Here is a 12,371-nt window from a genome sequence, read left to right as displayed (position 1 = left end):
AAATACTACTGCTTTTGATTTAATCTGTCAATAGTTTTTCCAAAGTTCTCAATTTTGCCTCTATATAGCATGGAGGTCCAATTTAAAAGGTCTTAGTCCTTGCTTCTGAACAAGGACTAAGACCTTTTCTGTACTATTATTATTCTTTGGCCTGCAATATTTCCACAACCTCTTTAAGCGTGTTCTCTTCGCCTACATTGCCTGGAAAAACAATGTAGGGTATATGGGGGAATTTACTTTCTTCGCCTGTCTGCCATACCGGTATACCCGGCCTTATCTGCCCTAGCACGATCGCCTGTTTTATCTGCAACGCTTTAGTGCCAACATCGCTTGAAGTAATGCCGCCTTTGGCAACAACAAAGGCCGGTGTTACCTGCAGCCTGCCAACCAGTGACTGTACTGCATCCGATATTTTAACAGCCCGGGCCAGAGCCTCTTCCTTTGAGTCGTTTTCCATGGTCAATAGTTTTCTTTTCGTATACACGACAACGGTAATCCCCCGGGCTAACAGCTCCTCTTCCCGCTTTACTGTTGCTGCAATTTCAGCCTGAAAACACTCTTCCTCCAGAACCAGATCAGAATTAAACTCCATACACTGGATGCCGGTAAGGGTTTTTAGCGCTTCCACCTGGCTGGTCGTTTTCTGGGTATGTGAGCCAACCACAACGATTCCGCCGGTACCGCTACTGCTTACTACCATGTCTTGCCTGGTCAACAGCGGTTTATCCGCAATCGCGCACAATTCCTTAACAAAGCCGGCGGCCGTACGAAACAGGAAGTTTTTTCCCTGAGCAATCGCCCGATAGAGTGCTATACAAAATACTTTAACATCACAGGCATCAATAGCATTGACGACTACTTTCCCAAAATCGGTGATACCGGTTAGTTTGTCAGTAATTGCCTCAATCCTGAGGGCCCGCAAATCCTGCAGGGAGATCGTTACCACGTTTTCTTTCTTATAGGCGCCTTGGGATTTTTCTTCAATGTATGCGGTCAAATCAGAGGACTGATAGCCAAACGTTTTGTCCCTGGCAAACTCAGTTGCCCCGGCCGGCACAAGCACATCACCATACTGAACATAATGAATATTGTCGATCGTAAAGCGCCCGCCTTCCTTAAAGTAAGGACAGATAATCTCACCGTCAACCTTTTGACCGGAATCGCGTTCCCATTGCTGCTGCAGCATCATCGTTTCCAGAGGATAATGGCCTCTGAGCGTCGAGTCGCTCCGGCTCACGATTAAATACCGCCGCTGCTGTTCCCTGGCAACCTGCGCCGCCATCGCCCCGATTTCCCGGTGGGCTGTACTTGTCTGTTCTTCAGTAAAGCCGCGTGAATTCGTCAAAATGTAAAACACCTTGTTTTTTTCCTGAAAGCCGCGGCTAATACTTTCATGAGACCAGTCAGTATATACGGAAACATCATGAACAGTCTGCGTACCGGTCGGATCATCATCCAGCACAATGATTTTATGAGGATCGCTGGCAACAGCCTGCTCTAACAGTGGCTGTATATAGCTATCATCTACCGCCGGATACAACGTTAATATATCAGCACTGCGCTTTGGCAATTGATTCATGTTTAGTCACCTGTTCATCTTCTGAAGATATTAAAATGTTGTCTGGCGTCGGCCGGACTCATCGGCGCTTTATCCATAGCCTGAAGCAGTCGTACCGTCTTTTCCACTAAAGGAACATTGCTGTCGACGACGGTATTGGCATCCAGGTAGCTGCTGTCTTCAAAACCAATCCTAACCGTACTGGCCCCCATGCCCACAGCGGCGGCGATAATGGAAAAATCGCGGCGATTGGCATGGGTGATACCCCAGAGAGTTCCCGCCGGAATCATCTGAATCATAGCGGCCAGGGCTTGCGGTGTGGCGGGAGCTTCGCCCTTATGACCCAGAACAATACTGAAAAGCACAGGATCACAAAAATCATATTGCTCCATAAACTCTTTCATTGCAAAAATATGCCCAATTTCAAAGACTTCCACTTCCGGTGTCTTTTTCATCTTTAACAATTCACGAATACAATACTCTACATCATCAAGGGGATTGCAATATACAGCCTTCCCCAGGTTGGTTGAGCCAACATTTAAAGAGCAGGCTTCAACAAGCTCCGAATACAAGGGAACACAACGTTCCTGTATCGAAAGTCCGGACACACCGCCTGTCGACACTTCAATGATGATGTCAGACTCTTTTCGAATCAGCCGCAGTGTCTCTTCCAGCAGACTCATATCAGCAGTCAGATTCCCCCCGGCATCGCGCACGTGCAAATGTACCATAGCGGCACCGGCCTGCCAGCAACGTACAACATCTGCGGCAATGTTAGCAGGAACTATATTTTTATCTGTACTCGCTACAGGAGCAACAGAAATCATTACTTTGTCCATTTTCCCCCTCCAATCCACAGCCTGGACAGACTGGCTAATTACTCACTGGCGGCTAAAAAAAGCTATATACTTTTTCACAATATCTTTTACATAATCTACCTGGCTTAAAGACAACTCGGAAAAGTGCGGCTGCTTAACCGCTAGCAGTTCCCTTGTCTTTTCGACCGCATACACAGATATCTCGGTGTTCACATTGATTTTGGCAATCCCATGATCAATACAGCCTAAAATATCCTTCACCGCCAGCCCTGAACCGCCATGCAATACCAGCGGCACTGCCACGAGTTCATTAATGCCGGCCAGGATATCCAGCCGCAGATTAGGTTCCGCTTTATACAGCCCATGTACGGTGCCAATGGAAACGGCCAGGGCATCAACCTGTGTGGCTGTCACAAACTGCGCTGCCTGCGCCGGTTCCGTATAAGCCGCCACATCAGTTGCCGACCCTTCATGGGAACGTTCGCCGGCGGCCAGGCAGCCCAGTTCAGCTTCCACTGACACACCACAGGCATGGGCGATCCGGCAAACCAAATTGGTATTTTTTACATTCTCCGCAAAAGGCAGCGCTGATCCATCATACATAACCGAGCCAAAACCGGCTCGAATCGCCCGGAATACCGTATCCAGGTCACTACAATGATCAAGATGCAGACACACCGGAGTTTCGCTCTTCTCTCCCAGGCTTTTGGCAAGGGCATAGGCCGTCTCCAGGGACAGGTTTGGCAAATACTTGGCACCAAAAGCCAGAATCACCGGCGTATTTGTCTCATTCCCGGCCTTGATGATCCCCGCAAAGGTTTCATAATTGTAACCATTAAAAGACCCTACCGCATAGTTTCTCTGATAAGCGTCCTCAAGAATATCTGCTAAATTTACCAGCATGACAAATGGCCCCTTAGTTGGTTATTTGTACAATACCAGGCTCTGCTAGGTGATTAGTAGCCCACCAAGCCAAATCTACAGTGTTCTTGGCGCGATATTTCCCGTCCAGCTTCGTTGTCGTCGCCTTACATATGTCCGATATGCGCGGCTCCTTCGCCTTGCTGGGCGAAAAATCTCGCGCAATTCATCCTATAGCTTTAGACTTGGCGGACTACTAGCAGGTTACCTTTTCCCAATATTGATAGTGGTTTTCCACCACTTCATTGATCTTCGCCCGGTCTTTTTCTTTTACTACCCGCAGCATTTCCCGGTGCATAAGCAGAAATTGTTCTGTTGCCTTGTCGTTTATAAATTTTTCTATCGCTTTCAGCCTGGATTTTTTGGTAATCTGATCGACATAAGAACAAATTCCTTCTAATAGTTCATTTTCCGTAATAGCAACAAGTACCCTATGAAAGGCGGTGTCGGCTTCAAAGATAGCATTAACGTCCACATTCGCGGCAGCCAGCTTTTGTTCAAGTTTCTTCATGGCCTGTTCCGCTTTGTGCAATGATTCCAACTCCAGTTTATCGATCGCCAGTTGGAGTATGCCGACGTCAATTACTTTACGCAATTCCACAATTTGATTTGCCGAATCTTTCTGTAAAATGATCCCATATAAAACAGGGTATAACATTTTGCTGTCAAACCCCTGTTTTACAAAGGTCCCTTCTGCCCGTTTGATTGTAAGCACACCATATGCTTCCAGTATCTTGATTGCCTCACGAACAGAATTTCTCCCAACTCCCATTGTTACGCAAAGTTCGTTTTCCGTCGGGATCTTATCACCCGGCTTCAACTCCCCGTTGATGATCGCATTGGTAACATTATCAACAATCTGCTCTACAACAGATTTACCGCCTATTTCCTTTAAAAAAGATTCTGTTGCCATTTTGGACCCCCTGATGATATTTGTTACCAGTATAACATCATACGTCGGTCCAAACAATCATAAGGATCCTCTGATAAATGGCGGGCAGTAAAAACCACTCGGCCTTATAAACGGGCCGCAGCGGCAGCAACTTTGGCGGCTACCTCACCGTCTTCTTTCAGCCCGCCAATCCCCACTGCACCAATGACTTGCTGTTTGTCATTATAGATCGGCACACCGCCTGGCATCGCCACAAATCTGTCATCGGCAAAGTAGGCAATATTGAGGTTTTCCTGCTGTAACCTCCGGAGAAAATCGGCCGTGCTTACCCCCATCCGGGCAGCGGTATACGCTTTATTGGGTGTAAGGCTGATAGTCAATAGTTTGGCACCGTCCAGCTTATTGAACAAAACTAAAAACCCATCCTTATCACAAACTGCCACACTGAACGGTTTCATACCATATTCTCCCGCAACAGTCTCTTCCGCATAGTCCGCTATTTTCTTTGCCAACGCAAGTGTCACATTGTCCACGATTATCACTCCTTTACTTTCAACAATTATATGGTAATCAACGAGACATTTACTTTGAGCCGGAGTTATGACTGTATAGTGTCTTTCTCATTAGCTGCAGTCAGTTCTTTTTTTTCTTCTTGTTCACGCCAGTAGCTGGCCAGCATCGGGCCGGTGAGATTATGGACCAGATTAAATATGGCAGCCGGTATGAAGGCTAACGGAGCCAGGTGAGCTAATGCCAAGGCCATTGCCAGCCCGCCATTTTCCATGCCTATTTCAAAACTAAGCGCTTTGGCTTTGAAGTGATTCATGCCAACACCACGCGCCGCCCAATATCCGGTTGTCAAACCAAGTACATTGTGCAAAACCACGGCAACAACAGCAATCCAGGCAACATTGGCCAGTGAGCCGGCACTGAGCGCAAACCCCGAACTGGTAGTAATAAAAATGGCAATAACAGATACGATGGGAATAATCGGCATGATTCTGTCCACAAAATCTGATGCCATACCTCGAATTACTGCTCCTAATAATACCGGTACCAAAACAATCTTCAGTATGTCAAACAGAATAGCCCCGGCATCAACGGGAACGATCGAACCAACCAGAAAAGCAAACATAAAGGGGGTAATAAAAGGTGCAATAATCGTATTGAGAGAAGAAACCGTGATGGAAAGGGCCGTATCCCCTTTAGCCAGAAAAGTCATAACATTACTTGCCACGCCACTGGGGCAGCAGCCTACAAGGATAAGGCCCGCAGCCAAAACCGGTGGCAAATTAAGGATTTTTGTCAAAAGGAAAGCAATAAACGGCATAATCATATATCGCAGAACAATGCCCCAAAACACATCTTTAGGGCGCGAGAAAACGAGTTTAAAGTCACCGATTGATACCGTAAGACCCATACTCAGCATGACGGCCATAATACAATAGGGGACGTACTTTGATAACGGTTTGAATGTTTCAGGATTATAAAAGGCGGCAATAACGCCCAGGATGATCCAAACAGAAAAGTATTTCGTAATAAACTTCACTATATTTCCCAATTTTTCCAACATCTCTGTCGCTCCTTTGGATTAATTTAAAATCTGACCGGAGTTGTTATAGCAAACCCTTTTTTATCAAAGCCTCTTTCAGTGCCACGGCACCGAATCGCGGACTGGACAAGACCGTTTTCCCGCACTGCTGCTGGATATACTGTTCACAATAAGCCATTGAACCCTGGGCAAATAAAATCACATCAACCTTATCCGAGATTTCCTTCGCATATTTTGTCATTAGCTCTTTAAACTGTCCTTGATCAAGGCCAAATGCACCGTCAACCAAAACATCAACTAATTCTACATGCTTGTTCATTTCCCGCGCAACCCGGTGGATCGTATTTTTGGTTGGTGCCAGGGTTGTTGGCAAGGTAGCCATCACACCGATACGCACCCCTTGCCGTACCGCCTCGCGGCACATATCTTCATCGACACGCACAATCGGAATGCCGGTATATTTACCAATATCCTGGGCTGCATCAGCAACTTCCCCCACAGACGAACAAAGATTGAGAATTGCATCAGCCCCATCGCCAACTGCTTTCATATACATGCCGACAAGCCTGGCCGCCGCCGGCGCCGTAACATATCCTGCCTCCCGTACTTCTGCCAGAATTGATGGATCCTGATTACTGATGACCTCAGTATCTTGCGGCAGTAATTGCCGCACCTCTTTTTCTACCAATTCAATCAATTCCGGGGTAGTACTCGTATACACCAAAGCTATTTTCATGGATAAGCCTCCTCTTTTTGCAGTACGTATTACGTACTACATCCTATGTTATAGGAATATTATCCCATGCCGCAAATTAAATGTAAATAGCAAATTCTCATTTTTTATATTATTCTTATTCTTTATCTAATCAACTTATTCCCACTCTGTTTATCATTAGGCCGCAGACATCTGCTATGTACAGTTTCCAGCCTTGAGCCTATGAAGCTTTTTTAAGTATATACAACGCGTTAAAGTTTTGCAGGCGGGTGGTGTGTTGGCAAAAGCGGAAGTCAAGCGCCAGCGGTGGAGCGTTGTCAATGCATCACCTGCCTGCGCCTGCAAACTTCTTTAATGCGGAATAGAAAACACTGGGGACAGGAAGTTTGTTTCCCTGTCCCCTTTAGCCAACGTGGTGAGTTGGTTTAATAAAAGTTTGACTATCTGCTCTAGAATTACAACAGATAAAAGAAGATCTGGTCCAACGCCGAAGACGGCAGTTATAGCAGGAAATTGTTTCGTCTGCTACCGTTTCTTCTTCAACGTCAGGCCGGAAAGCTGGACATCTTTCTGCCGCAGTAGCGGCCTCGGCCCAATCCGCCTTACCACCACTAAACTCTTTTTCCCCTTTTTCATTGATCCGCCACAAGAGTTCTCATCTCCTCATAGTTACTAAGTTGTTTTTTAGAACAGGTTGTCCATAAAATCGGACCATCAGCATCATCTAACTTATGAACTAAAACCACTGCCTTACCCTCCATAAGAATCGGCTTAACCATATTTCCCAATAAAATCAATTCAGGATCTTCCAAATAGCCTCCATGCATGTTTTTTACCTTGTCAACAGCGGGATGGGAACAAAGATCACGAACATTTATAATGTTATTAGGTACATTAATTTGAACCTTTCCTTTTATCCAGCCATCGTTGTCACTTAAACGCAAACCTGCTCCGGCTAAAGCCCCTATGATTCCCTGCCCACTGCCGCCATGCTCAGAAAGATGAACATTCAACCGCCTGACCAAGCTATATGCATCGTCTTTTGTGACTACTTCCCGCTTTACTCTGTATCCAAAATCTATCAAACTCTTATTATCAAGAAAATCAGCAATAACAACTACACATAACCCGGGATCGGCATCCACTTGACTTTCCTGCTCTAGAAAATCAGCTGCATAGTCAATAATCTGCTGCAAATATTCAATTTCGATATCAGCTTTAAAACACATTGAACTATTATGCGAGGTATACGGAACAGCCGGATCAAGCAGCAACTGGTGGCGTGTAACCCAAGAACATTTACCCCAGCCATGTTTTTCAATAGCATGGGCAATCATTTCAGCCAATTCCCCTGTTCCTCTACTTTCTATATTATCCGTATCATCAATAGATACAAGGATTTGCACAGCTTACACCTCCACTCTTAAAAAAGCCACTCTCTCACAGACAAAATACGCTATTACACCCCCAATAAAACCGATAATCAGATGGGACATTAATACAACACCAAGCCCTAGAGACAAAGAAGAGATTGGTAAATTCAGGATAATTCCAACAATGTACATAGTCAAAAGCTTTGATGCATGGGCTAACCCAGCTGCAGTTCCGATCATATACCACTTACTTACTACTATCGGAATTACGCTTATAAATACATCCATTAATATTCCCGGTAATAGAAAATCAGAAAAAGCAAAAATTCCTTTGACACCTGGCGCTACAAATACTGTAACAAAACCGCCAATAAAACCAGCAAGTGTTCCTGCTCCCAGTTTCCTTATCATAATACAGCATGCAGTTAATGCTAACATAATAAACAGTCCTCTATGTCCCGGAATATGCAAAGGCAATTTTAGAACCATATTCCCAATAGCCGCCATTACACCAAAGACAGTAACCACTAATGCTTGCGTAAGGGACATCCTGAAAATTCTAAAGTTATTTCTAATTACAGATTGTTTTTTTTCCAGCATCCTTAAAATCTCCCTTTAATAGCCTGCTTCAATATCACTAGAATGGTAAAGATTAGCATTCCTTTAATATGCAGAAAAGGCAGGCACTGTTGACCTTTTCTGCATATTCTCCGGCTTCGCTATGGCTACTTCTTTAAACTATTCAACTATTGATTAAAACTTAATGGTTGTACCGACCTCTGTATACCGGCCAGGTGCGACAAGGTATGCCCCTTGGTAATACAGCTTATCAAACAGGTTTTGAACTTTGACATAATACTCGGTATTATTTAGGGTCTTGCTGACTTTTAGATCAACGACATGATATCCTGGCAAACCCTTGTTCTTCCATGATCCCCAGACATCGTCACTTACACCGGCATTGCCATCACTAGAGCCATTGCCGTTCCCCTGGCTATACATGCTTCTCCTTTCGCCGATATAGTTGACTGCCATATATGCATTTATTCCTTCTTTACCTGCATAATTAAGGCCATAGGAAAACTTGCGGTACGGGATATCACTCACTTGCGTTTTTACACGAGTATCATAAGCATTTGTATATGAGTAATTTGCAAATCCTTTAATACAGCGGCCAATTTTTTTGCTAATCTCCGCCTCAAAGCCATGCATGTCAACATCTGGTATGTTGTAATACTGGGTACGCCCACCGCCCGCACCATTGCCCTTAATCATGTTTGTTATGTCTCTGGTAAAGTAGGTGACATCAACTCCAAGCCCAAACTTCGTCAAGGTTGACAGCCCCACTTCGCGATTGAGGGCTTCTTCAGGCAAAATATTAGTATTGCTAAGGGGCGCAGACCGTTCCATTGCATTAGGTGATCTGAAGCTTTTCCCGATTGAGCCATGTAAAGCTGTATTGTCGCTTAGCTTGTAATTTAAAGTGAAAACCGGATCGTCTGATGAGTAACTACCGTTTATTTCCTGATAGTTTGGGGTATATGCTGTTGTTCTTACTATAATGCGGTCATCGGTTTCGTTATGTCTGTAGCCAAAGCTGGCATCCAGTCTGTTGTTGACCTTAAGCACATCTTGGATATAATAGCTTTTGCCTGTGTAATCATAGTCGCCACGGTTGTATGTACCATTTGGAGTGACACCTGAACCATTGGGTGTTAACTCCACAAAGTCTCTGGTCTCGTAAGAATAACCCCAGGTAGCAGTATTTACCCGGCTTGTTCTAATCGTATGCTGCAGTTCATAACCATTTACATTGCCATCCCAATCCACACGTTGATAACCGGAAGTAGTAAGCAGACTATTTTGCTTGGATTGATAAACTTTCAAGTTGAGATTGCTGTTATTGTTTAGTTTTTGGTCATATACAGCACCGATGTATGATTGTTTAACCGGATCATATTCCCAATTATAAGTAGTGCCGGGGTTGTCACCACCACCAAAATAATTGTTTCGTGAAGTAATAGTGCCACCTTGACCAGGATAGTTAATTATATTGCCATTTGCATCAATACGATTAGGAAATTGTTTATCAGTATCCGAATACGAGCCAAATACGGTCAGAGAGGCTTTAGGATTAAGATTCCAGCGAATTTTTCCGTTGAAGTATTCTGATTTTTCGCTGGAGTGGGCTGTATAGCCGTCTGTACTTTGTTTTTTTACGCCAAAATAATAGTTAATCTTTCCGGTATCTCCGCTAACTGAGGTTGAATACGTCTCGGTGTCCCAGCTTCCTCTTGCTATTGATATAGAACCGGAGCTTTCCTTACTGCCACTTTTAGTAGTTATAAATATTACTCCACCAGGAGCGTTAGTCCCGTACATAACAGGAGCAGCTCCTTTTATTACCTCAATCTTCTCGATATTATCTGCAGGTATAATTGATAAATCTGCCCTCCCGTCACCAACTGTACTGAGTAACACCCCGTCCACGATTACTTTGGTGCTATTAGCATCACTGCCACGAAATTGAGCATAGCTTTTACTCTTTGTATTACTACTGGTAACATACAAGCCGGCTACATCTTTCAACGCTTCAGCCGCAGTTTGAGCCCCTTTGGCTTTTATCTCCTCAGCTGTGATAACAGTCATTTTAACTGGAATTTTGAGTGGATTGAGCTTGGAGTCAGTCACTACTACTTCGTCCAATACAACGGCATCGCCGGCTTTGGCTTCTTCTGCGTCTACGACCGACGCCAAACTGGAATATAGCAACATACAACTTGCTATAACTGCTACTTTTTTTGTTTTTCTCATTGTCCTATCCCCTCCATACATCAACCTACCTGATTGCCTCTAAATTGTGCATTGGCCTTTTAACTTTTTCGAAATAATTATTCCTACAGAAGATCTTGCCATAGACGCAACGTATCTCATCACCTCCATTCATCGTACACTTACCCGACGGCCCCTTCCCTGCACTAGTACTGCATCTTTCTTAAAACCTAAAGAATAGCTTGTGTAAATTTTTCGCAATGCAAGGCGCAGGATGTAACTGAATCAATAAAGTCCAGATCATAAACTTGCTTCTAAAATTTCAGTGATATCCAAAACCTTAATTTTATTATGAGAACCTTCCACTTTAACTGCTTCAGAGAAAATCATTTTACAAAATGGACAGGCAGTAACGATTGCTTCTGCACCGGTTGCGACAGCTTCTTTGACGCGATTATCAGTGATCAAATTATTAGCCGTTGGCGTTGTCCAAATCCGTCCACCCCCGGCCCCGCAGCAAAAAGCCCGCTGTTGCGCACGGGGCATTTCCATAAGCTGAGCCTCAGGAATAGCTTTGATAACCTCCCGCGGTGAACTGAATACATCATTATAACGCCCTAAATAACAAGGATCGTGAAATACAACCACCTGCGCAAAAGTTTTTTTAGCCAATAGCTTCCCCTCCCGAAGTAAGCTCGCCAAAAAATCAGCATGGTGTATTACTTCAAACTCGCCGCCATATTGGGGATACTCGTTTCTCAGGGTATTAAAACAATGAGGGCAAGTAGTAATGATTTTTTTAATCCTCAGCTCATTCCAAGTAGCAATATTATCATTTACTGTCTTTTCGAAGAGGAATTCATTGCCCATACGCCGGGCAGGATCCCCACAACACCACTCTGAGCCGGCAAGGACGGCAAAGTTTACTTTTGCAGCCTTTAAAACATTCACAAAAGCTACTGCTGTTTTTTGCGCTGCTGCATCAAAATTAGCTACACAACCGGCATAATATAAATATTCCGCTTGTGGATTTTCCTGAATAGTAGGTACAGACAACTCTGCGGCCCATTGAAGACCGTCTTTGTGACTATAACCCCAAGGATTGCCCTGCCCAGCGATCCCAGCAAAGACTTGCTTCATGCCCTCACTGATACTACCTGTGGTCAATACCAAGTAACGGCGCATATCAATTAGTTTCGGGATATGTTCAATGGATACCGGGCAGGCCTCCAGGCACGCCCCACAGGTTGTACAACTCCAAATAAATTCCTGTTCAAACAATCCCCCGGCCAGATTATTTTTGAATTTATCTCCCTTGGCCTTTTTATCTGTTCTATTTGCTTTATCTGTTTTAGTTTTCGTACCTATTTCTTGGTTTGTAACAGCCGTCGAATTTTTTTCCTTTAGTAACAGGGGAGCTCTTATTTCGATATGTTTACGCAGACGACCATTTATGGCCCGTGGTTTAAGCGGATCACCACTTAGTTGCGCTGGACATTGGCCATTACACCGTCCACATTTAACACAAGAATACGCATCAAACAGTTGCTTCCAGGTAAAATCCTCCATGCGGTTGGCCCCAAACACTGCTTTTTGCTTGCCGTCCTGTTGGATTTTACTTAAAGCGCCCTTAGGAGCAAGAGTATGCCAGTAAGCATTAAAAGGGGCAAAAACCAAGTGTAAGTGCGAGGAATTAGGGATAATAAAACATAATGAAAATACTGCCAGGAAATGAGTCCACCAGAAAATAGACATAAGCTTATATAAAGT

Annotated in this window: 12 protein-coding genes; all 12 read right to left on the bottom strand. The window is 44.4% G+C overall.

What is annotated here, in order from left to right; all coding sequences use genetic code 11:
• Positions 1-139: 139 nt before the first annotated feature.
• A complete protein-coding gene (locus VN379_RS03905) occupies positions 140-1,579 on the bottom strand; it encodes a four-carbon acid sugar kinase family protein (protein WP_325530996.1) in 1,440 nt (479 codons plus the stop codon).
• A 14-nt stretch (positions 1,580-1,593) separates the two neighbouring features.
• A complete protein-coding gene (locus VN379_RS03900; RefSeq protein ID WP_325530994.1) occupies positions 1,594-2,397 on the bottom strand; it encodes a 3-keto-5-aminohexanoate cleavage protein in 804 nt (267 codons plus the stop codon).
• A gap of 42 nt (positions 2,398-2,439) precedes the next feature.
• Positions 2,440-3,279 (bottom strand): class II fructose-bisphosphate aldolase, encoded by an 840-nt coding sequence (locus VN379_RS03895; protein WP_325530992.1) that lies wholly within the window; start codon positions 3,277-3,279, stop codon positions 2,440-2,442.
• 214 nt (positions 3,280-3,493) lie between these two features.
• Positions 3,494-4,210, bottom strand: a complete 717-nt coding sequence (locus VN379_RS03890; RefSeq protein WP_325530990.1) for a FadR/GntR family transcriptional regulator — start codon at positions 4,208-4,210, stop codon at positions 3,494-3,496.
• A 104-nt stretch (positions 4,211-4,314) separates the two neighbouring features.
• The gene (locus VN379_RS03885) at positions 4,315-4,722 is read right to left on the bottom strand and encodes a heme-binding protein (RefSeq protein WP_325530988.1); all 408 of its coding nucleotides are present in this window, start codon (positions 4,720-4,722) and stop codon (positions 4,315-4,317) included.
• 65 nt (positions 4,723-4,787) lie between these two features.
• Positions 4,788-5,762, bottom strand: a complete 975-nt coding sequence (locus tag VN379_RS03880) for a bile acid:sodium symporter family protein (protein ID WP_325530986.1) — start codon at positions 5,760-5,762, stop codon at positions 4,788-4,790.
• A 43-nt stretch (positions 5,763-5,805) separates the two neighbouring features.
• On the bottom strand, positions 5,806-6,477 hold the full coding sequence (locus VN379_RS03875) for an aspartate/glutamate racemase family protein (RefSeq protein WP_325530984.1): 672 nt from the start codon (positions 6,475-6,477) through the stop codon (positions 5,806-5,808).
• Positions 6,478-6,859: 382 nt separating this feature from the next.
• Positions 6,860-7,105, bottom strand: a complete 246-nt coding sequence (locus VN379_RS03870) for a hypothetical protein (protein ID WP_325530982.1) — start codon at positions 7,103-7,105, stop codon at positions 6,860-6,862.
• Positions 7,089-7,862, bottom strand: a complete 774-nt coding sequence (locus VN379_RS03865) for a hypothetical protein (protein WP_325530980.1) — start codon at positions 7,860-7,862, stop codon at positions 7,089-7,091. Before VN379_RS03865 ends, VN379_RS03870 begins: the two co-directional genes overlap by 17 nt.
• 3 nt (positions 7,863-7,865) lie before the next feature.
• Positions 7,866-8,429, bottom strand: coding sequence for a hypothetical protein (locus VN379_RS03860; RefSeq protein WP_325530978.1), 564 nt, complete (start codon positions 8,427-8,429; stop codon positions 7,866-7,868).
• A 153-nt stretch (positions 8,430-8,582) separates the two neighbouring features.
• Positions 8,583-10,643 carry a TonB-dependent receptor gene (locus tag VN379_RS03855; protein ID WP_325530976.1) on the bottom strand — a complete coding sequence of 687 codons (2,061 nt, stop codon included), beginning with the start codon at positions 10,641-10,643 and terminating at the stop codon, positions 8,583-8,585.
• A 258-nt stretch (positions 10,644-10,901) separates the two neighbouring features.
• On the bottom strand, positions 10,902-12,371 hold a 1,470-nt coding region (locus VN379_RS03850; RefSeq protein ID WP_325530974.1), incomplete at its 5' end, for a (Fe-S)-binding protein.

This window comes from Sporomusa sp., from assembly GCF_035561255.1.
Classification (GTDB): Bacteria; Bacillota; Negativicutes; order Sporomusales; family Sporomusaceae; genus Sporomusa.
The sequence above is the reverse complement of the archived record's forward strand: the minus strand, read 5'-3'. Positions and strand labels throughout refer to the sequence as shown.